Source organism: Neobacillus dielmonensis (genome assembly GCF_000612665.1).
Classification (GTDB): Bacteria; Bacillota; Bacilli; order Bacillales; family Cytobacillaceae; genus Neobacillus; species Neobacillus dielmonensis.
Map to the genome: position 1 here is coordinate 1 of NZ_HG942028.1, position 21,127 is coordinate 21,127.

Below are 21,127 nucleotides of genomic sequence, written 5' to 3' on the forward strand. Positions count from 1 at the left end.
CGCCGAGGAGGCTCCCCGGCACGCCCTAAGGTCCGCGAAGCACCTGGAGCGGAAATCAATAGGCCCCATTGCAGGCGATAATCAATTCTAAAAATCATATTTTAATTCAAGTAAAATGAAAAATTGCCGAGAAAAATAACCTTTCTCGACAATCTGACCACCATTATTTGGTGGTTTTTCTTGTTCGTTTGATGATGAAATAGATGGCAATTAAGATGACAGCTGCAATAATAATGGGCATGATGTACGGTTGGGCATATTCCTTAATATGAGACCAGTTTTTCCCTAATACCGTTCCTAAGTAGAGGAAGAGTACGGTCCATGGGACAATGGCCGCCACGGTATAAGAAGTAAAACGTAAGGGTGACATTTTGGCAATCCCGGCAGGAATGGAAATTGCGTGGCGCACCACGGGAATAAACCGGGCGGAGAAGATAACACCAGCCCCATATTTTTGAAACCATTGTTCCGCCATATCTATCTGTTTCTTTTTAATGAACACATACTTTCCGTACTTCTCTAAAAATGGTCTGCCTCCATAATAGCCTGCCCAATATAAGAATAACTGGGCAATCGTGCCTCCAATGGTTCCGGCAATAACTGCCCCAAAGAAGTTAATATGCCCCAATGAAATCATGTACCCGCCATAGCCTAAAACAATCTCACTAGGAATAATTTCAATCATTAATCCAAGAGCAATGCCGAAGTAACCTAATTGTGCTAAGAATTCCAAGATGGAATAAATAAAATCGCTCATGATACACCTTCACTTATGTAATGTTTGATTTTCTTTAGTTTATATTAGTTTAACAGATAAAGAAATATAAATGGACATTTATACGGGATGCCTTCCCGAGTCAATTAATTGGTGCTGACGGAATTCTCCGATGAAAACAAATAATTGCGGTGATGATAATGCATGCTGTAAACGAGCCCCATCGCAAACATATTGCCCATAAGGGAGCTTCCCCCGTAACTGATAAAGGGGAGCGGAATGCCGGTAATTGGCAGGACCTGTATGGTCATTCCGATATTTTGAAATACGTGGAAGGTGATCATACTGATAATCCCGGTACACACATAGGTATTAAACAAATCCGTCGTATCTAGTGCCGTTTTTATTAAATGATAAATTAACAAAAAATAAAGGCCGACCACGACGCTCCCACCGATGAAGCCATACTCTTCACCAATGACACTAAAAATAAAGTCGGTATGGGCTTCAGGAATGTATACCTCACCGTTAGCAAATCCCTTCCCGGAAATCAGCCCCGAGCCAATCGCCATAAGCGACTTGAGCAAGTGATAGCTAGAACTAGTAGCGTGCCCTTGCGGATCGAGCCATGCATATATCCGGTTGAATTGATAGGTTTCAACACGTAGGTACTTTTCTAATAGCTCCGGATTTGTTAGAACGAGATAAAAGATAACCCCAGCTAAAGAGGCACCTAGTCCATAAGTCGGCAGGATAATTTTCCACGAAATGCCGGAAATCAGAATGATTCCAGTAAAAATCGAGATAATCACCAATCCTGTCCCTAGATCCGGCTGCATCATGATTAAGCCAAACGGGACGGCTGTAACCACTCCTAATTTAAAAAACAGCTTAAAGTCTGTTATCAGTGTCTTTTCTTCAACATATTTTTCATGATGTGAAACAATGACTCGGCTTAACGCTAAGACCAAAAAGACTTTAACGAATTCAGACGGTTGAAGGGAACCGATCCCATCGATGACAAACCAGCTCTTGGCTCCGTTCCGTTCTGGTGCGATGGATGCGGGCGCCAAATATAAGACAATCAGCAGAAGTAGCCCAAAACCATAAAATACCCATGCCAGCTTCCGATACTGATCGCTATCAAATAACATGGATATAAATATGATCACTGTGCCAACAGCATACCAAAACACCTGCATAACAAGAAAGTTCTGCCCGTATTGGTCGGTGGCCTGGGCACTATAGATTGCTGCACAGCTGATTAAGAAAAAAAGAAATAATAGTAAGGTAAGCGTCCAATCAACACGGTCCACTTTTTTCACCTGTTTATCCATCTGTCCCACATCCATTTTATCAGCTTCTTCAGAATCCAAACCATTGGGAAAAAATATCCCATTAATACTAAACGAGTTTACATCTAGAAAGGTTTCAAATTTTTTAAAAGTATTACAGGGAGGCTACATTAGGTGATTTAAAAACATGGTGGCAATGCCAAAATAAATGATCAAGGAAAAAATATCGTTCAATGTGGTGATTAATGGTCCTGATGCCACCGCCGGGTCGATGTTAAGCTGGTATAAAATTAAAGGGATGATGGTACCGGCAAGAGTGCCTATAATTAAGGTGAAAAACAAGGAGGCACCAACAACCAATCCTAAAGTCCAGTTCCCCTGCCAGATAAAGGCAATGATTGAAATTAACACCGCACAGGTAATGCCGATGGTAATCCCAACTCCAAATTCCCGAAGAATGAGCCGAAAGACGACCTTTGTATCAATATCATTGGAAATCAGTCCGCGAACGACTACGGCAAGTGATTGTGTGCCAGTATTGCCCGTCATCCCAGAAATCATCGGCATGAAGAAGGCTAAAGCGACTGCTTTATTAAGAGTATCTTCATAGCCGCTGATAATTCGACCTGATACGAGACCGATAAAAAGCAGCAGCACCAGCCAAGGAAGCCGTCTGGCAGCGGCAGTAAGCGTCCTGGTATCAAAATCGATGGCTTTGCCCGAGGCGGATAACTTTTCAATATCCTCATTGGCCTCTCTGATGACTACGTCAATGACATCATCTACGGTAATAATGCCGACGAGACAATTTTGTTCGTCTACAACGGGAACAGCAATGAAATCATAGCGCTCCACTGTCTTGGCTACCTCTTCTTGGTCTGTCGTGACCTTGACAGAAATAACCCGTTCGTACATGACGCTGCTGATCTTCTCATCAGGTTCGGCTAATAACAAATCCCGATAAGACACTACTCCCACTAATTTTCGGTCTTCATCAATGACATAAAGATATTGAATCGATTCCGCATATTCCGCAAAGCTTTTCAGTTTTTCCACAGCCTCTTTGACTGTATAGTTGCTGCGGATCCAAACGAAGCGATTGGTCATGATTCTGCCGGCTGTTTCCGGCGGATATTTCATGATGTCCTTAACTGCGTTAGATTCTTCAGCTTTCATTTCTGAAAGCAACGCTTCTATCTTTTCTGGTGATAATCTATGGAGCATAAGCGCTAAATCGTCATTGTCCATTAAATCCAGGACCTTTGTAGACTTTTCAGACCCGAGTCGATTCAATACATCGATCTGCTCCGATTTATCAAGCTCCTGCATGAGGTCTGCCAGAACATCAGTCTGTACAAATAACAAAAACCGACTTTTATGTTTTTCTGGAAGGTCCATATAAATTTTTGCGACATCGTAGGGTTGAAGTTCTTCAAGGATATTCTCAAAATCAGATTGTTTGTTTTCCTTAAGGAATTGAATAATATGTAAACTAATTTCATCTTCAGTCATGTTTTTAATCATCAAACTCCACACTCCTTCACATGGTGCGGCCTTCTCCGCGTGATAAAAAAAGCGGTATTACAAATAAATAGTCGACAGTGTTACAAAATAGTATGGGTCGACAGTCTTTGATTTTCTCCCAAAAGGAGGAATTTGAGAAGTCATCATTTAAGTATAGTATTTGTAAAAGAATTGAAATAAACTATTTGCTATTTTTTGATAAAATGAGTAAGTATGGACACAGGTGCTAGAGGTTTTGAAAAAAAACTTTATAATATAGTGGTTGAACGGAGGGTTTGGTTTGGTGAAAAAGCATCATCAAGACATACGTGATTTAATTTATGTCCATTTAAATCAAACAGACCAGTATGTGTTATCGTATGGTATTGAATTTGAAGAGTTTGCTGCGGCTTTTTCAGGTACATTAAATCATTTGCTTTTATTGAAGCACCGCTTTGATGATGCTGATTTTAACATGCATACGCTCCTCGAATACTGCCCGGAGGATCGGATTAGCAAATTGGCTGCTGAAGATGTTTATGTCTATGGGAACTTTTGCTGGATTGATTTTATCGAAGAAGATGTTTTAAATGAATTGACTGGCCAGGAGATGGCAGAGCTATTGTATCTGGGCCATCATAAACAGCATTTAAAACTGCCCTTTTATAATAAACTGGGCAACCGGTTCGTCTATTTGGCAACAGATGATGGCTGGTTTAACAAAACCTATTATCGGAGCTTTAAGGATTTCTTTACGTTGCTAAGTGAAGTGATTTCTTCGAAGTTGAGTGAGTTAAAACCGGAAAAGTCAGTGCTGGGGCTGCGAAAGAAGCGGGCTTATCCGCCGGTGAATAAGGAGATTTTGCTTTCCCTGACGCCCTTTATTAAGGAAGGAATCTGTTTCTCGTTTCGCGATGCCGATGTACAGCGCACGCGGATTGAAATCCCCATCTGGGTAATGGGTGACTATGCAGACATGGACGATATGTATGAAGCCTATCAAGACATTTCCCATGAATCTTATCATGCCAAACTCATTTTTGATAAAAAAACAAAAGAGTGGAAACTGAATGTTTTGTAAATAAATCTCTCCTTTATGGGAGGGATTTATTTTTAATCAAGAGCGAAGGTGATCCAGGGCGCTTGCTTTTCTATGAAAACCAAAGTGAAAACAGTCCCTCATTAACACCTAAATCATACATATAATAGATACCAAATAGGATGCTAATCGTACCTGTTATCTGGTTTAACGTTTTGTTCAGATGCTTACCTGAGCTAAGGACAAACGGGATACCGATGACGGTAGAGAAACTGAGCATGCCAATAACCGTGCCGAAGCCAATGGTCAGGATATAAAGAGCGCCCTGCCAAACGGACGAAACCGTGTTCATGGTAAGTAGAACCATAGCGGCGCTGCCAGCAAGCCCATGTAGGAACCCAATACAAAATGATTTCATATGCTGCGGATTGATGGTGATACGATCAGGAAGAGCTGATGGTTGAGGGTGTGAATGGTTGTGCCTGTGGATAGAATGAAGGTTGGCTATTCCAAGTGTGACTAGCATAATTCCAACTAAAAATTCCAGACTCATAGCGGTGATCTCGGTAATCGTGTTTTTCGCGAGGATCAGGAACATCCCGACAATCAACAGGGTGGAGGTATGGCCGATTCCCCAAAAAACTCCAGCGAACGTTTTTATGTTTTTTGATTCACTGGCAATGGCGGAAACAGCAATTACATGGTCCGGTTCCATTGCGTGTTTGATACCGAGTAGAAAACCAAACAATAAGACTGAGATAAATGAGGCTGTCATAGGAACCCTCCGTAATCTAGATATAGGATAATCATACTTAAAAAAGTCCGTTTACAAGTGGCTGATTCATGACAAATTTAGCAGATTTGTTTTCAAGCAAGCAGTCTGTTACATAAAATAAAAAAACAATTACTCTCATTTCCTTTCTGCTTTGGTAAAGTGTTAAAATAAAAATGATTGAGTATATGGAGGTTTAACACCATGAAAACAAAATTAGGTTTACTTTACGGAGGAAAATCCGCTGAGCATAAAGTTTCATTACAAACGGCATTAGCCGTTATTAAAGCACTAGATCATGAAAAATTTGAGATTCATCCGATTTACATAAATGAGGAAGGTCAATGGATTAAGGGGCCACAGTTACTCGAGCCTGCTGAAACAGTGAAAGAATTGGTCTTTACTGCTGAGAATCAAATCGCACCTGCCGCTTTAGCACCTTCTGTTTTTCACGCAGATCGTCAGAATGACACGGCATTTGATGTTATTTTTCCGCTCCTGCATGGACCTAACGGGGAAGATGGAACGGTTCAAGGTTTATTGGAATTATTGAATCTCCCTTATGTAGGTAACGGGGTATTGGCTTCCGCTGCTGGCATGGATAAAGTCATCATGAAAAATATTTTTGCCCAGGCAGGTCTGGCCCAAGTCGACTATGTTGCCTATATCAGAAGCGAATGGGAAAAAGACAAAGAAGCAGCCTATGCCAAAGTGGAAGCTGAACTCGGCTACCCATGCTTTGTAAAGCCTGCCAATCTTGGTTCAAGTGTAGGTATAAGTAAATGCCGCGATCGCCAAGAACTAGAAGCAGCTTTTGCTGAGGCCTTCCAATTTGACCGTAAAATTATTATTGAAGAAGGCGTCGTCGCACGTGAAGTTGAAGTAGGTGTACTGGGTAATGATGAACCTGATTGCTCCGTTGCTGGAGAAATTGTTCCAAAAAAGGATTTTTATGACTACAAGGCGAAATATGAAGATGGGGAAACTGCGCTCATCATACCCGCAGATGTAACCGAAGAAGAATATCAGCAAATTAAGGATATGGCGATTCGCGCATTTAAGTCATTGGATTGTTCAGGACTGGTTAGAGCGGATTTCTTCTTAACAAAGGAAGGAAAAGCGTTAATAAACGAGGTCAATACGATGCCTGGTTTTACACCGGTTAGTATGTTTCCGCTATTATGGAAACATACTGGGATCGATTATCCACAATTGATTGAGCGTTTGGTGCAATTAGCCATTGAAAGACATACAGAAAAACAACAAATTAAGTATACATTTTAACGAAAGCGGCACGTTCTAAACTCGAAACAAAACTATTGTTAGTATTACCTTAACCAGCAAGCAGGAACGACGTGGCACGGTGTTAAGCCGTGTCCGTTTTGCATATCATGCCCAACGGAAGCTATAACTCCGCTGCTCGGAAGGAATCACTAATAAGGTTAAGGAGGAAATCATGATAAAACGATCTTTGAAAGTGATAGCTGAAATAGTGTCTGCACAAAATGACATCACTCCGTTCGCTGACGTTTCCGTCCAGGGGGTCACGATTGATTCCCGAAAAATAGCGGCAGGAAATTTGTTTGTTCCGTTAATAGGAGAGCATGTGGATGGTCATAAATACGTAGAAGAATCAATCAGGAAAGGGGCTGCGGCAGCATTTTGGCAAAAGGATGTTCCTAATCCACCGCAAGATCTTCCTATTATTATAGTTGATAACTGCCTAACAGCTTTACAGGAGCTTGCTCGGCAATATCGGAAAGAGCTCCCAATTCGCGTTGTCGGGATTACAGGAAGCAATGGGAAAACGACTGCGAAGGATATGACAGCCTCCTTATTGTCGTTAAAATATAAAGTCCAAAAAACGGAAGGCAACTTTAATAATCATATTGGTCTTCCATTAACCGTGCTGGGTCTTAGTGAAGACACTGAAATAGCGGTGTTGGAAATGGGCATGAGCGGCAGAGGGGAAATCGAATTCCTAACCAAATTGGCTTGCCCAGATGCTGTTGTCATTACCAATATTGGGGAATCCCATTTGCTGGACCTCGGCTCAAGAGAGGCTATTGCTGAGGCAAAACTAGAAATCCTTCAAGGATTAAAAGAAGGCGGTTTAGCGGTTCTGCACGGAGACGAACCACTATTGATGGAACGGATCCATCGATATAAAGGAAATGTTGAAGTTCAAACGTTTGGACGAAATGAGACAAATGATCTCTATCCAACCTCGATCACCCAGCTGCAGCAAGGAAGCCGATTTAAAATTAACGCTTCTGACAAGGAATTTGAACTGCCTGTTTTAGGAACGCATAATATCATGAATGCATTGGCGACCATGCTGATCGCCCGGTATTTTTCCATTCCGTTCGAAGAAATGAATGAGGGGCTCAAAGGCATTAAGCTGACCAATATGCGGATGGAGTTGGTGGAAGGACGCCATGGAGAAAAAATCATCAACGATGCGTATAATGCTAGTCCAACATCGGTAATGGCAGCTATCGAATTAGTCGCCAATCTCCAAGGTTATGATCGGAGAATCCTTGTACTCGGTGATATGCTAGAACTGGGGCCGCAGGAAGAGCAGTACCATATACAAGTGGGTGAAAGGTTAAATTCAGATAAGATCGATTTAGTTTTTACCTACGGATTGCTCGGCAAACACATTGCCAAAGGGGCAGCATCCGTACTGGGTGAGGAAAGAGTATTTGCTTTTACGGATAAACAAAGTCTGATTAAGGCACTAGAACCACATCTTAGTGAAAACACACTCGTCCTTGTCAAGGCTTCCCGCGGAATGAGGCTTGAGGAAATTGTGAAGGCACTGCAAAAATAACAGTGACCACGACAAGGATTGGCTGTTTATGCCTTCACGGCTTTACCGGTGCCCCGTATGAAGTGGAACCGCTTGTGATGTATTTGCAGGAGCGAACGGATTGGGTATTCCGCGTTCCCACTCTGCCGGGGCACGGAGAGACCCTGTCATCATTAAAAGGAATTCGTTACCAACAGTGGCTGGATGCTGCCGAAGATGAGCTTAAAGTCCTTATAAATACATGTGACAAGATATATGTAATTGGTTTTTCAATGGGCGGCATGATCGCTAGTTTTCTTGCTGCCAACTATCGGGTGGACAAGCTCGTTTTATTAAGTGCGGCGGCATATTATATTCATCCCCGCCAGCTTGCGGAAGATATTAGAACCATCATGAAGGACCTGTTTGGCGGCCAGTTGGCTGGTAATAAATTATTTTTTCACTATAGGAGAAAAGTAATGGAAACCCCGATGAGCGCCGTGATCGAATTTCGTAAGCTGGTGTCGTCGATTAGGCCAATTTTGCCAAGCATTTCAACACCTACTTTTATTGCACAAGGGGAATCGGATGGAATTGTGCCCCCTAAAAGCGCAGAATACCTATACCATACCATTGGGTCCAGCCAGAAGAAACTCAGCTTAATTAGGAACTCGAAACATCTGATTTGCTACTGTGACGAAAAAGAAGAAGTATTTTTGCAGGTCTTGAAATTTTTACAAGAGGTTTAAAAATGGGGAAAATAAGGCAGGATAAAATTGCAATCTATTGATATTAATGATAAAATTATTACCAATGTGTCTAAAGATTGATGAATTAAGGGCATACTCCTTTGGAGAATGTCTTTTTTTTGGTAAAATAAAGATATCAATTTTAATCTTATCGGAGAATAGATTCGACGCTAATTATTAAAAATATTTTTATAATAGATGAAGGAGAATGAATACATTGACGAAGTTTGAAGATTTAGGTATAGGCCAGGCAACGTTAAAGGCTGTCCTCAAAATGGGATTTGAAGAAGCAACGCCCATACAGGCCGAAACGATTCCATTAAGTCTGGACAATAAAGACGTCATTGGGCAGGCTCAAACAGGGACAGGAAAAACTGCTGCATTTGGTATTCCATTGGTGGAAAAAGTGGATACAAAATCAGAAGCGATTCAAGGAATTATTATTGCCCCTACACGAGAGCTAGCTATCCAAGTGTCAGAGGAGCTTTATAAAATTGGAGCTGGAAAACGGGTTCGCGTCCTACCGATTTACGGTGGACAGGACATTGGACGTCAGATCCGCTCATTAAAGAAAGCACCGCATATTATCGTAGGAACACCAGGCCGTGTGCTCGATCATATCAACCGTAAAACACTTCATTTAGATCATGTTCGTACTGTTATTTTAGATGAAGCAGATGAAATGCTAAACATGGGTTTCATTGAGGATATTGAAGCAATCCTAGCGGAAACGCCAGAAGAGCGCCAGACCTTGCTATTCTCAGCAACCATGCCTGGCCCGATTCAGCGTATTGCTGAAAAATTCATGAAGGACCCAACCGTAGTACGTGTAAAAGCAAAGGAAATGACTGTTCCTTCCATTGAGCAATACTACATTGAAGTTCAAGAACGAAACAAATTTGATGTGTTGACAAGACTACTTGATATTCAAGCACCGGAATTGGCGATTGTATTTGGAAGAACCAAACGCCGGGTTGATGAATTATCGGAAGCATTGAATTTGCGCGGCTACACCGCAGAAGGAATTCATGGTGACTTAAGTCAGGCCAAACGCCTTTCTGTACTGCGCAAGTTTAAAGAAGGCAACATTGATGTCTTAGTTGCAACCGACGTTGCGGCAAGGGGCCTTGATATTTCCGGCGTTACCCATGTATACAATTTTGATATCCCGCAGGACCCAGAAAGTTATGTACACCGGATTGGCCGTACCGGACGCGCTGGAAACACGGGTGTTGCGATGACGTTTATCACCCCAAGGGAAAAACCGTATTTGGCAGTTGTTGAAAAAACAACCAAACGCAAAATGGAGCGGATGAAGCCGCCAACCCTTGATGAGGCTTTAGAAGGCCAGCAACGTGCTGTCGTTGATAAAATCCTGCAAACGATTGACTCCAATAATCTGCAGTATTATAAAGCAGCAGCTGAAGAGCTATTGGAAGCGAACGATGCATCGACGGTTGTGGCTGCAGTATTAAAAATGCTGACAAAAGAGCCGGATACAACTCCTGTCAAGCTGACAGAAGAAGCACCTCTTCCATCAAAACGCGAAAGAAAGCCATATGATCGTGGCGATCGCCGTCGCAGAGATGACTCCCGTGGCGGATATAATTCTGACCGCCGTAAAAAAGCGCCAGTAAAATCATCCAGAACCGGAGATAAAAGAACTGGTGGAAAATCAGGTAAACCAAGAAGTTTTAATCATTAATAAATGATAGAGCATGGATTTCGCATCCATGCTCTTTTTGTTAGCTTGGACGCCGTGATGGATTTCTCTTTTATAGGAGGGCTTAACGACAAAATAATGCCAAGGTTTATGGATATTGTCGTTAATAAGGGCTATTAACGACAAATGGTTATTGGAATCAACAAAACTGTCTTTAATAAAGTTCTGACATTGGCAACTATTACTTGAATTATTAGTGGGGAGATTAACAGATTATTTAGCATGCATTTATGTTAAAAGCCTTTGAAAATCGATGGTTTTCCCGAAATGGGGAATAATAGATAAAAACGCTAGCTTGGAAGTGATGTTATCATGATTGTCCGTCTTGGCTATGTGGCCATGAGCGTCGAGTTGCAGCATGCGTCACCTTCGCAGACCATGACATTTGCCCAATTTAGCCGACTTAAAAACCGGGAGGCAGCGATTCGGAAACTGGAACGGATCGCCGAGTCCAACCTGGACAACTGCTTACGGTTATTAAGACACAATGAAGCCAATGAGATTCACTTTTTTCGGTTTAGTTCCCGGCTAATCCCGCTGGCCAATCATGAAGAACTGCCTGATTGGAATTATAGGGGGGCGCTAAAGGAACCGCTCAAACGGATAGGGGATTATCTAAAGGAGCACCCCATGAGAGTAGACTTCCATCCCGACCACTTTGTCGTACTCAATTCGATGGATAAAGACATATTGAAAAACAGCCTCAAAACTTTGTTTATGCACCAGCACCTTCTTGAAGGTATGGAAATCGACCCAGTACACCGATGTGTTCTTCACGTCGGCGGGGGCTACGATGATAAGGAAAAGGCACTCGAGCAGTTTATTCATAATTGGGCATACGTCCCGGCTTCTATTCAAAACATGATTATGCTAGAAAATGACGATACTACTTTTACGGTAAAAGAAACTTTGTACTTATGTGAAAAGCTCGGGGTTCCGATGGTGTTTGATTACCATCACCATTTGGCGAACCATGAGGATCCCAACTGGCAGGAGGACTGGGAGAGAATCACGGCGACTTGGGGCCATTCCAAGCTGCCCATCAAGATGCATATTTCAAGCCCGCGGTCAGAACATGACTTTCGTGCCCACGCCGACCATGTGGACCCGCAAATGTTCTTGAAGTTTCTGGAGGATATCAAGGGGACGGTTCCGGAAATTCACTGTATGATTGAAGCCAAGCAAAAAGACGGAGCACTGTTTCAACTATCCCGCGATTTGCAAGCATCAGCAAATCTGCGAAAAATCGACCAGTCTACTTTTGAGATGATATAAAAAAGGGATGTTCTGACACATCCCTTAAAAGCGGGCAATGACCCCGATTATCGCAATTAATATAATCAAACCCCAGATGAGCATCTTTATTGCTGATAAGGTGGAGAGGCCGCCTCGTCTTCCTTTTGCCCAACGGGATACCTCATTCACCGTGCTTGTGACACTGTTTTTATTGTAATAAGGAATGGCTCCTAGCAAAAAGCCGCCAACCAGTCCGAAAATATGGGCGGTAATATTAATATTCGGCTCTAAAAACGTCATAATCAAGCTAATGACACAAAGGACAAGGATGATTTGCGAGTTTTGCTTGGAAAGCAAGTGCTTTCGAAATACGATAATTGCTAGGTAATAACCAAACAACCCAAAAATGGCACCGCTCGACCCCACGTGTGTATACGTTAACGGTTCTAATAAAAGGGTAGCAACATTGGCGAGAAATCCAGAGACGAGATAAACCATTAAAAACCGGCCGCCGCCGAGCAATCGTTCTAAAGGCGGACCAAACAGGACAAGCGAAAAACTATTAAACAGCATATGGGAAAAACCACTATGCATAAAAATGGGTGTAATCAGCCGCCACAGCTCACCTTCCATAATATATAGATTGACACCTGAAAGGTTTTCAAAAAACCAATAGTTTGGAAATACTGGTAAAATAGTTAATAGGTACAGGATGATATGAATAGCAGCAATTGTAGAGACAATGGGATAGAAGCGAATAAATTCGCGGAAGCTTTCTGTTCTAGTAAACATTAGGAACCTCCTCTCAACTTCATCATAGCCTTTTTTTTATTCTTGTACACTATTATGCAAATAAACTCTAAATAGAAGGAAGATTCATTATGATAAAAGGGATTGGCACCGATATTATTGAAATCTCCAGAATTAAGATTTTGCTTCAAAAGCAGCCGAAATTTGCCGATCGGGTGCTGACTCCCCATGAAAAGCAAAAATATGAAGGACTGTCTCTCAATCGCCAAGCCGAATTTTTAGCAGGAAGATTCGCCGCAAAGGAAGCCTATTCAAAAGCGGCGGGAACCGGCATCGGAAAAGAGCTTTCTTTTTTAGACATTGAAATTGGCACGGCCCCGTCTGGAAAGCCGTATTTTAGAAAGCCTGAAGGCCTAGCTCATCTGTCGATATCCCACAGCCGAGAGTATGCCGTCGCCCACGTAATTATCGAACAGGAAGATTTTTAGATAGCTTGGCTTTTCTCTTATCATAAACCCTAAGGTTGTCTCATATATTCATAGGGAAAAAGGAGAGACAAGGACAGCTATGGTCATATAAACCCTGATCCCTGCCTTTCTCTTCTCAAAACTTAAATGAAATGAGACAAGAAGGGGTTGAAGGAATGAGGAAAAAGTTATTATTGCTCATTACAGGGCTGATGGTCATCTTTGTACTGGCTGCCTGTGGCTCTAAATCACAAGAAGATGTGGTAAAGGATTTGGAGGGAAAACTTGATGATTTAACCAGCTATAAAGCAAATGCCAAAATGACCTTGAAAATGGGATCAGATTCACAGGTGTATGATGTAGAAATCTGGCACAAGGATCCAACCTTTTATCGAGTCAATTTAAAAAATGCTGAGAAGGACCAGAGCCAAATGATTTTACGTAACAATGAAGGGGTATTTGTACTAACCCCAGCCCTTAATAAGAGCTTCCGGTTCCAAAGCGATTGGCCGCAAAACAGCAGCCAAGCCTATTTATATGAATCCTTGATTAAAGACATAGCATCAGACAAAGAGGCAAAGTTCACCAGCACAAAAGATTATTATATTTTTGAAACGAAAACCCGCTATCAAAACAATAGCATGCTTCCAACGCAGGAAATTAAGTTGAACAAAAAAGACTTATCACCGGCTGTTGTCAAAGTGATGGATACGGATCGTAATGCACTGGTCACTGTTGAGTTTTCCAATGTAAAATTCAATACCAACTTTGATAAAGACGATTTTGACATGAAAAAGAATATGACTCGTGCTCAACTTGGTCTGCCTGCCATGGCCAACGGCGAAAAAGACCAGTCGTTCACGGTGAAGTACCCGACTGCAGAAATGGATGGAGCTAAGTTGGTCGGCGAAAAACAAGTCAAGATTGAAGATGGCAAGCGAGTCGTTCTTACTTATGAAGGGAAGAAGTCCTTCACGCTCGTGCAGGAAAAAGTACAAGCAAAAGTCGCATCCACTAGTCCGACCTATGTGGAAGGTGATTTGGTTGACCTCGGCATGACCATAGGGGCCGTCTCGGACCATTCCCTCACTTGGTCACATGAAGGAGTCGACTATATGATTGCCTCGAAGGACTTATCGAGAGAGGAAATGATTGAAGTCGCCAAATCGGTCCAAGGTGAAGCAGTAAAATAACCCTCTATTTTTAACAGGCTCATCTTTCGGGATGAAGCTTGTTTTTTTTGCCAAATTGGATGGAAAAAGCATCCCACCTGCTAATATGGTAAAATATAAGCCGTCAGTTACTTTTTCTATAGGAAGTGGAATCATGGAAAACCAGGGGTATTTCTATCGGGATACATGGGCTGAAGTTGACTTAGACTGTATCACGGAGAATATCATGTCCATAAAAAATCGGCTGCCAAAAGATGTCGACATCTTCGCTGTGGTAAAGGCGAATGCATATGGCCACGGAGATGTTCAAGTGGCGAACACAGCATTAGAGGCGGGTGCTAAGTATTTGGCGGTTGCCTTTATCGATGAAGCGATTGCTCTAAGACAAAAGGGCATTACAGCCCCGATATTGATATTAGGGGCCTCAAGGCCAGTCGATGCCAAAATTGCTGCAAAAATGAATATTACTTTAACGGTGTTTCAGATAGATTGGCTCAAGGAAGCCAAAAGCCACCTTGGGTCTCAAGACAGGCTTAAGGTTCACATAAAAGTGGATACCGGTATGGGACGGATTGGGGTCCGCAGCAGTGAGGAATTACAAGAAGTAGAGCGGTTGATTGAGAGTGATGAACGGCTCGAACTAGAAGGCGTGTTTACTCATTTTGCGACCGCTGATGAATTAGATACCACGTATTTTCATCAACAGCTCAGCAAATTTGAGGAAATGGTCAGTGGGTTAGCCCGCCGGCCAAGGTATATTCACTCCAGTAATAGCGCAGCAGCGATCCGGTTTCCGGAAGCGTACTTTAATGCAGTGCGTCTGGGAATCGCCATGTATGGGTTGACGCCTTCACCGGAAATGGAAAAGGAAATCCCATTTCCATTAAGAGAGGCTTTTTCTTTAAAAGCAAGGCTTGTCCATGTCAAACAGCTTCATGCGGGTGACAAGGTAAGTTACGGGGCTACCTATGAAAGCAAGGGGAATGAATGGATTGGCACCATTCCCATCGGCTACGCCGACGGCTGGATTCGCAGACTCCAAGGGCAGGAAGTGTTGGTGGACGGCAAACGTTCAGAGATTGTCGGGAGAATTTGCATGGACCAATGCATGGTACGCTTGGAGGAAGAACTTCCGGTTGGTACAGAGGTAACCTTAATTGGAAAACAAGGCGATGACATGATTTCAGTCAATGAAATTGCCGCCAAACTTGAGACGATTAATTACGAAGTGCCTTGTATTATTACAAACCGTGTCCCGAGGCTGTATAAAAAAGACGGAAAAATTGTCGAGATAAAAAATTATCTTTTATAAAGTCAGAAAGACCTAAAGCATTAATTTTTAACATATTTATGTTATTGCGGAGATTTTGTGCATAAAAGGATGTTTTGTTGGCTTATAATACAAGAGGAATGATAATTAGTCTATGCAATGGGCTTGTTTGGTGTTATTATTAAAAATGGTATAGATAAAAAATTGGTGTGTAGTGATGGTGGAGGTGTATGTTTGTGTCTGAACCCAGCGCAACTACGGAAATTTTAGTGAAATTACCGCAACATCTTGTTACTGAATTAGATGGTTTCGTTAAACAAGAAAATGTAAACCGCAGTGAATTTATCTATCAAGCAACCAAAATGTATTTACGCGAACGAAAAAAGAGACAAATTCGCGAGTCCATGAGACGTGGATACATGGAAATGGCGAAGATCAATTTAAGGATTGCATCAGAATCATTTCAAGCGGAGTATGAGGCAGAGCATACTGTGGAACGTCTTGTAAGCGGAGGATAATCCTTTGATTGTCAAGCGTGGTGACGTCTATTTTGCGGACCTATCCCCAGTTGTTGGTTCTGAACAAGGCGGTGTCCGGCCAGTACTTGTCATCCAAAACGACATCGGGAATCGGTTTAGTCCCACAGTGATTATTGCAGCGATTACAGCGCAGATTCAAAAAGCAAAGCTCCCTACTCATGTTGAAATTGATGCGAAGCGCTACGGGTTTGAACGGGATTCAGTCATACTGTTGGAGCAGATTCGTACAATTGATAAACAGCGGTTAACCGATAAAATCACCCATCTCGATGACGAAATGATGGAACGAGTGGATGAAGCCTTGCAAGTGAGTTTAGGTCTCATCGAATTTTAATAAACACGCTCTTGGCAAAGAGCGTGTTTTCATACATATCTGCCCATATACCAAAAGGCAAGCTCCTGTCAGCTTGCCTTTTCTTTTGATTGATTAAGATCAGATAAGAATGCTTGCTCAAAGAAGGACAAGGTCTGAAGGAGAAAATCCAAACTGTCTATCTATCATTCGCTGATGAAGGACAAAACGGAGCAGAAACAAAATGGAAATGTTGTTCATTGGCTTGATGAACAACAAAACGGAGCGGGAATAAGCGGGGAATGTCGTTCATACTGGCGACGAGGCAAAACTAAGGAAAATAGCCCATAAAACTATGCCGGTGAAATAAACCATTTTCATCAATGAAAGCTCCAAACGTAATTTGATACAATTAGGAAAAAAGGTTAGGAGGATTATTGTGACGGAAACATTAGTAAAAGATGACCAACTACTAAGCAAAATTGCATCTGAACTGTCAGTTACATATAAACAAGTTAAAAATGTCATTGGGTTATTGGACGATGGAAACACCGTGCCATTCATTGCCCGCTATCGTAAGGAAATGACCGGTGCGCTTGATGAAGTGCAAATTCGCGATATCCAAGAACGCTGGCAATATATCCAGAACCTTGAACATAGAAAAGAAGAGGTCCTCCGGATTATTGAAGAGCAAGGGAAATTAACAGAGGAACTCAAACGTGAAATTACCAAAGCGGAAAAACTCCAAGAAGTGGAGGACCTTTACCGTCCTTATAAACAAAAACGCCGTACAAAAGCAACGATTGCCAAAGAAAAAGGACTAGAACCATTTGCTCAATGGCTGTTAACTTTTGCATCCGAAAGCCCAGCAGAAAAAGCAAAGGAATTTTTATCAGAGGAAAAAGAAGTATTGACTGTAGAGGATGTCATTACAGGAGGTAAGGATATTATCGCCGAAATGATTTCCGATGATGCCGAAGGGCGTAAATGGATTCGGCAGCAAACCTTTAAAACAGGTACCGTAGTATCTGCCGTCAAAGATGCGGACAAGGACGAGAAGAATGTATACGAAATGTATTATGAATACGAAGAGCCTGTGAACAAAATTGTTCCCCATCGCATCTTGGCGTTAAACCGTGGCGAAAAGGAAGATATTCTACGCGTTTCGGTAAAAGTCAATCCAGATACCGTGCTTAACTATCTATCAAGAAAATGGATCGCCAAGGAACACTCGCCTGCCGCTCCGATTGTGACAGAAGCCATTGAAGACAGTTATAAAAGATTAATCCAACCTTCAATCGAACGGGAAATTCGCAATGAGCTTACCGAGAAAGCGGAGGAACAAGCCATTCATATCTTCTCTGAGAACCTACGGAATCTACTTTTACAGCCGCCGTTAAAGGGCAAAGTGGTAATCGGGGTTGACCCTGCTTATCGGACAGGCTGTAAGCTGGCAGTTGTAGACGATACAGGAAAGGTTTTAAAAATAGATGTCATTTATCCGCATCCTCCTGTATCTAAGGCAAAGGAAGCAAAACAGAAATTTATCAATATTCTTCGCGAGTATAAAGTAGAAATGGCCGCAATCGGAAACGGAACAGCATCAAGAGAAACAGAACAATTTGTGGCGGACATTTTAAAAGAAATGGATGAAGAGATTTATTACTTGATTGTTAATGAAGCAGGAGCCAGTGTATATTCCGCTTCTGACCTAGCGCGGGAAGAGTTTCCGAATTTCCATGTGGAAGAAAGAAGTGCGGTCTCGATTGCCCGCCGCTTGCAAGATCCATTAGCAGAACTTGTGAAAATTGATCCTAAATCAGTAGGGGTCGGACAGTATCAGCATGACGTTTCCCAAAAGCGCCTCTCGGAATCGCTTCATTTCGTAGTCGAAACAGCGGTTAACCAGGTGGGTGTCAACGTTAACACTGCTTCACCATCCCTTTTGCAGTATGTAGCCGGTTTGACGAAAACGGCAGCCAACAATATTGTGAAAATGCGGGAAGAGGAAGGAAAATTCACCAGCCGCGCCCAATTAAAAAAGGTGCCGAGACTTGGTGCGAAAACGTACGAGCAGGCAATTGGTTTCCTACGGGTATTGGATGGCAAACAGCCGCTCGACCGGACGGCAATCCACCCGGAAAACTATGAGGAAGTAAAAAAACTATTAACAAACCTAGGCTTCACCGCAAAGGATTTGGGAACGGAAGAATTAAAAACGGCTTTGAACGGCCTTAACTTAAAAGCCATTTCGGAAGAACTCTCAATTGGCGAACTTACCTTAAAGGACATTGTGGATGCTTTGGTCCGACCAGAACGAGACCCGCGTGACGAATTGCCGCGCCCACTGCTAAAGAAAGATGTTCTAAAACTAGAAGACTTGAAGGCAGGAATGGAGTTGCAAGGGACTGTCCGTAATGTCGTTGATTTTGGGGCATTCGTAGATATCGGTGTCAAACAAGATGGTCTGGTCCATATATCGAAATTGAGCAAAAGATTTGTCAAACATCCGTTGGATATTGTGTCAGTAGGAGATGTGGTAACTGTTTGGGTTGACTCCGTTGACATGAAAAAAGGCCGCGTAGCTTTAACGATGCTGCCACCAGCCGAATAAATAGAATAAACACTGCTTCCTAGGGTTGTCCAGCTATAGCGTCTAGGGGTTCGGGGACGAGCCTGACATGAAGGTTATTATACAACCTTTATGCCGGCTCGTCTTATGCCGCTTTCCCCTGTTCAAAGCGCTTTAGGCAATTCTATGAGCAGTGTTTTTTTCTGTAAAAAAACCAGCATTGGTTCAGCATTTTAATTTGATAGAGGTTTTTCTCGTAAAAAGCTCTTTTCATTTGGTTTTGAAACCAAGTTGGCATAATGAAACCTCCCCGAAAGTATATCAATCCACACAAGGGTATAAACAATATATGCTATAATAGGTTGTCACGTTCGCTAAGAAAGTGAGGAGAGGGAAACGTGGAGAATCTTGAACTGCAGCAGCTGGTTGAAACTATATCAATAGACCTATTTGGCAAACCATTTAAGCATAAAGCCTTTTTTAATCCAAGGCTAAAATCAACTGGCGGCCGATACCTCCTGGGCACACACAATATCGAAATTAATAAAAAGTACTTAGAACAACTGGGGAAAAATGAATTAATCGGGATCATCAAACATGAACTATGTCATTATCATCTTCATTTGGAGGGAAGAGGCTACCAGCATCGGGATGCAGACTTCAAATCATTATTAAAAATGGTCGGAGCCCCGCGTTATTGTAACCAGCTTCCAGAGGTGAAACAAAAACGAAGACCATCAAAGATTTTATTATATAGATGTACGAGCTGTAATCTTGTCTATCAAAGAAAACGAAAGATTGATACGAGCCGATATGTCTGTGGTAAATGCAGAGGCAAATTAGCACTGGTGAAAGAATATCTCGCCTAGGGTTTGTTCCAATTATTTACTTTTAAAATCATATTGACTTTCCTACCTTAGGTCATTATAATGTAAAGAGTCGACAAGGTGATGTCCTTGCTGATTGTATTTTATTCCGCAGTAGCTCAGTGGTAGAGCTATCGGCTGTTAACCGATCGGTCGTAGGTTCGAATCCTACCTGCGGAGCCATATTGGGGAAGTACTCAAGAGGCTGAAGAGGCGCCCCTGCTAAGGGTGTAGGTCGCGTGAGCGGCGCGAGGGTTCAAATCCCTCCTTCTCCGCCATTTTAAATGTAGTTTCACGGCCCCTTGGTCAAGCGGTTAAGACACCGCCCTTTCACGGCGGTAACACGGGTTCGAATCCCGTAGGGGTCATCAGGGATGGGGAATGAATCTTTTCATTTCCTGTTTCTTCTCTTTAAAAATTGTTGGGCTATAGCCAAGCGGTAAGGCAACGGACTTTGACTCCGTCATTCGTAGGTTCGAATCCTGCTAGCCCAGCCATTGGAATTTAGCGGGTGTGGCGGAATTGGCAGACGCACCAGACTTAGGATCTGGCGCCTTACGGCGTGGGGGTTCGACTCCCTTCACCCGCACCAATAATTACCATTGAAACAACAAAAACAATCTGGTATGATTATTTCTGTTGCTAATATGCGGTCGTGGCGGAATCGGCAGACGCGCTAGGTTGAGGGCCTAGTGGTGGCAACACCGTGGAGGTTCAAGTCCTCTCGGCCGCACCAAAAAAAGTTGATTGACAAGTCAATTCGAAAGTGTTATGATTATAAAGTTGTTTCTAAAAACGCGCCCGTAGCTCAATTGGATAGAGCGTCTGACTACGGATCAGAAGGTTATGGGTTCGACTCCTTTCGGGCGCGCCATAAACGGGAAATAGCTCAGCTTGGTAGAGCACTTGGTTTGGGACCAAGGGGTCGCAGGTTCGAATCCTGTTTTCCCGACCATTTATAAAAAGTTCAATATGCGGGTGTAGTTTAGTGGTAAAACCACAGCCTTCCAAGCTGTTGTTGTGGGTTCGATTCCCATCACCCGCTCCATTACCTTATATGATTGTTCTTTGAAAACTAAACAAACAAAACGTCAACAATAAAAACATTCGTTTCGTAAGAAGCGAAGCCAACGTTAAAGAATATGAGCTATATCAACTTTCTTGGAGAGTTTGATCCTGGCTCAGGACGAACGCTGGCGGCGTGCCTAATACATGCAAGTCGAGCGAATCATTAGGAGCTTGCTCCTGATGGTTAGCGGCGGACGGGTGAGTAACACGTGGGCAACCTGCCTGTAAGACTGGGATAACATCGGGAAACCGATGCTAATACCGGATAATTCTTTCCATCACATGATGGAAAGCTGAAAGACGGCGCA

At 42.6% G+C, this 21,127-nt stretch carries 19 protein-coding genes, 9 tRNA genes and 1 rRNA gene; 23 read left to right on the forward strand and 6 right to left on the reverse strand.

Annotated elements, in window-relative coordinates; genetic code table 11:
• Positions 1–163: 163 nt before the first annotated feature.
• The 3 genes from BN2425_RS02120 to mgtE all read right to left on the reverse strand — a co-directional run bounded on the left by BN2425_RS02120 (position 164) and on the right by mgtE (position 3,534).
• Complete coding sequence (locus BN2425_RS02120) at positions 164–760, reverse strand: DedA family protein (protein WP_195891888.1); 597 nt, start codon at positions 758–760, stop codon at positions 164–166.
• 101 nt (positions 761–861) lie between these two features.
• On the reverse strand, positions 862–2,052 hold the full coding sequence (locus BN2425_RS02125; RefSeq protein ID WP_042454581.1) for an FtsW/RodA/SpoVE family cell cycle protein: 1,191 nt from the start codon (positions 2,050–2,052) through the stop codon (positions 862–864).
• 123 nt (positions 2,053–2,175) lie between these two features.
• Positions 2,176–3,534 (reverse strand): magnesium transporter, encoded by a 1,359-nt coding sequence (gene mgtE / locus BN2425_RS02130; protein WP_042454556.1) that lies wholly within the window; start codon positions 3,532–3,534, stop codon positions 2,176–2,178.
• Between the two features lie 283 nt (positions 3,535–3,817).
• Here mgtE and BN2425_RS02135 point away from each other — a divergent pair, with 283 nt between their 5' ends.
• Positions 3,818–4,594 carry a hypothetical protein gene (locus tag BN2425_RS02135; RefSeq protein ID WP_042454583.1) on the forward strand — a complete coding sequence of 259 codons (777 nt, stop codon included), beginning with the start codon at positions 3,818–3,820 and terminating at the stop codon, positions 4,592–4,594.
• A 70-nt stretch (positions 4,595–4,664) separates the two neighbouring features.
• On the opposite strand, the gene BN2425_RS02140 is transcribed toward BN2425_RS02135, so the two are convergent.
• Positions 4,665–5,327 carry an urease accessory protein UreH domain-containing protein gene (locus BN2425_RS02140; protein ID WP_042454559.1) on the reverse strand — a complete coding sequence of 221 codons (663 nt, stop codon included), beginning with the start codon at positions 5,325–5,327 and terminating at the stop codon, positions 4,665–4,667.
• 201 nt (positions 5,328–5,528) lie between these two features.
• Here BN2425_RS02140 and BN2425_RS02145 point away from each other — a divergent pair, with 201 nt between their 5' ends.
• From BN2425_RS02145 to uvsE, 5 genes are all read left to right on the forward strand, one after another.
• A complete protein-coding gene (locus BN2425_RS02145) occupies positions 5,529–6,608 on the forward strand; it encodes a D-alanine--D-alanine ligase (protein ID WP_042454560.1) in 1,080 nt (359 codons plus the stop codon).
• 172 nt (positions 6,609–6,780) lie between these two features.
• Positions 6,781–8,157 (forward strand): UDP-N-acetylmuramoyl-tripeptide--D-alanyl-D-alanine ligase, encoded by a 1,377-nt coding sequence (locus tag BN2425_RS02150; RefSeq protein WP_042454562.1) that lies wholly within the window; start codon positions 6,781–6,783, stop codon positions 8,155–8,157.
• Between the two features lie 2 nt (positions 8,158–8,159).
• Positions 8,160–8,864 carry an alpha/beta hydrolase gene (locus BN2425_RS02155; protein WP_042454564.1) on the forward strand — a complete coding sequence of 235 codons (705 nt, stop codon included), beginning with the start codon at positions 8,160–8,162 and terminating at the stop codon, positions 8,862–8,864.
• 217 nt (positions 8,865–9,081) lie between these two features.
• A complete protein-coding gene (locus tag BN2425_RS02160) occupies positions 9,082–10,569 on the forward strand; it encodes a DEAD/DEAH box helicase (protein ID WP_042454566.1) in 1,488 nt (495 codons plus the stop codon).
• Between the two features lie 330 nt (positions 10,570–10,899).
• Entirely contained in the window at positions 10,900–11,862 is a 963-nt protein-coding gene (gene uvsE, locus BN2425_RS02165; protein ID WP_406603180.1) for a UV DNA damage repair endonuclease UvsE, read from the forward strand.
• A 24-nt stretch (positions 11,863–11,886) separates the two neighbouring features.
• Here uvsE and BN2425_RS02170 read toward each other — a convergent pair whose 3' ends face one another.
• Entirely contained in the window at positions 11,887–12,615 is a 729-nt protein-coding gene (locus BN2425_RS02170) for a rhomboid family intramembrane serine protease (protein ID WP_042454570.1), read from the reverse strand.
• A gap of 89 nt (positions 12,616–12,704) precedes the next feature.
• Between BN2425_RS02170 and acpS the strand changes: the two genes are divergently transcribed.
• From acpS to BN2425_RS02200, 6 genes are all read left to right on the forward strand, one after another.
• The gene (acpS, locus tag BN2425_RS02175; protein ID WP_042454572.1) at positions 12,705–13,061 is read left to right on the forward strand and encodes a holo-ACP synthase; all 357 of its coding nucleotides are present in this window, start codon (positions 12,705–12,707) and stop codon (positions 13,059–13,061) included.
• Between the two features lie 155 nt (positions 13,062–13,216).
• On the forward strand, positions 13,217–14,233 hold the full coding sequence (locus BN2425_RS02180; RefSeq protein ID WP_042454574.1) for a LolA family protein: 1,017 nt from the start codon (positions 13,217–13,219) through the stop codon (positions 14,231–14,233).
• 133 nt (positions 14,234–14,366) lie between these two features.
• Complete coding sequence (gene alr / locus BN2425_RS02185; RefSeq protein WP_042454584.1) at positions 14,367–15,524, forward strand: alanine racemase; 1,158 nt, start codon at positions 14,367–14,369, stop codon at positions 15,522–15,524.
• 194 nt (positions 15,525–15,718) lie between these two features.
• Positions 15,719–16,000: a CopG family ribbon-helix-helix protein gene (locus tag BN2425_RS02190; RefSeq protein WP_042454585.1), complete on the forward strand. Its 282-nt coding sequence runs from the start codon at positions 15,719–15,721 to the stop codon at positions 15,998–16,000.
• Between the two features lie 4 nt (positions 16,001–16,004).
• The gene (locus BN2425_RS02195; RefSeq protein ID WP_042454575.1) at positions 16,005–16,355 is read left to right on the forward strand and encodes a type II toxin-antitoxin system PemK/MazF family toxin; all 351 of its coding nucleotides are present in this window, start codon (positions 16,005–16,007) and stop codon (positions 16,353–16,355) included.
• Between the two features lie 397 nt (positions 16,356–16,752).
• Complete coding sequence (locus BN2425_RS02200; protein ID WP_042454577.1) at positions 16,753–18,927, forward strand: Tex family protein; 2,175 nt, start codon at positions 16,753–16,755, stop codon at positions 18,925–18,927.
• Between the two features lie 142 nt (positions 18,928–19,069).
• Here the strand turns inward: BN2425_RS02200 and cmpA are convergent, their stop codons facing one another.
• Positions 19,070–19,183 carry a cortex morphogenetic protein CmpA gene (cmpA, locus tag BN2425_RS22415; RefSeq protein WP_154663445.1) on the reverse strand — a complete coding sequence of 38 codons (114 nt, stop codon included), beginning with the start codon at positions 19,181–19,183 and terminating at the stop codon, positions 19,070–19,072.
• Positions 19,184–19,283: 100 nt separating this feature from the next.
• Here cmpA and BN2425_RS02205 point away from each other — a divergent pair, with 100 nt between their 5' ends.
• The 11 genes from BN2425_RS02205 to BN2425_RS02255 form a co-directional block, all read left to right on the forward strand.
• Positions 19,284–19,754, forward strand: coding sequence for a SprT family protein (locus BN2425_RS02205; RefSeq protein ID WP_042454579.1), 471 nt, complete (start codon positions 19,284–19,286; stop codon positions 19,752–19,754).
• A 105-nt stretch (positions 19,755–19,859) separates the two neighbouring features.
• Positions 19,860–19,934: transfer RNA gene (locus BN2425_RS02210), tRNA-Asn, on the forward strand.
• Between the two features lie 4 nt (positions 19,935–19,938).
• Positions 19,939–20,029, forward strand: a tRNA-Ser gene (locus BN2425_RS02215).
• 18 nt (positions 20,030–20,047) lie between these two features.
• Positions 20,048–20,119 (forward strand) — tRNA-Glu (locus BN2425_RS02220).
• Between the two features lie 54 nt (positions 20,120–20,173).
• Positions 20,174–20,248, forward strand: a tRNA-Gln gene (locus tag BN2425_RS02225).
• 10 nt (positions 20,249–20,258) lie between these two features.
• A tRNA-Leu gene (locus BN2425_RS02230) sits at positions 20,259–20,343 on the forward strand.
• Between the two features lie 57 nt (positions 20,344–20,400).
• Positions 20,401–20,487: transfer RNA gene (locus BN2425_RS02235), tRNA-Leu, on the forward strand.
• 61 nt (positions 20,488–20,548) lie between these two features.
• Positions 20,549–20,625, forward strand: a tRNA-Arg gene (locus BN2425_RS02240).
• A gap of 4 nt (positions 20,626–20,629) precedes the next feature.
• Positions 20,630–20,706 (forward strand) — tRNA-Pro (locus tag BN2425_RS02245).
• Positions 20,707–20,725: 19 nt separating this feature from the next.
• Positions 20,726–20,799: transfer RNA gene (locus tag BN2425_RS02250), tRNA-Gly, on the forward strand.
• 110 nt (positions 20,800–20,909) lie between these two features.
• A 16S ribosomal RNA gene (locus BN2425_RS02255) occupies positions 20,910–21,127 on the forward strand; the annotation flags it as partial.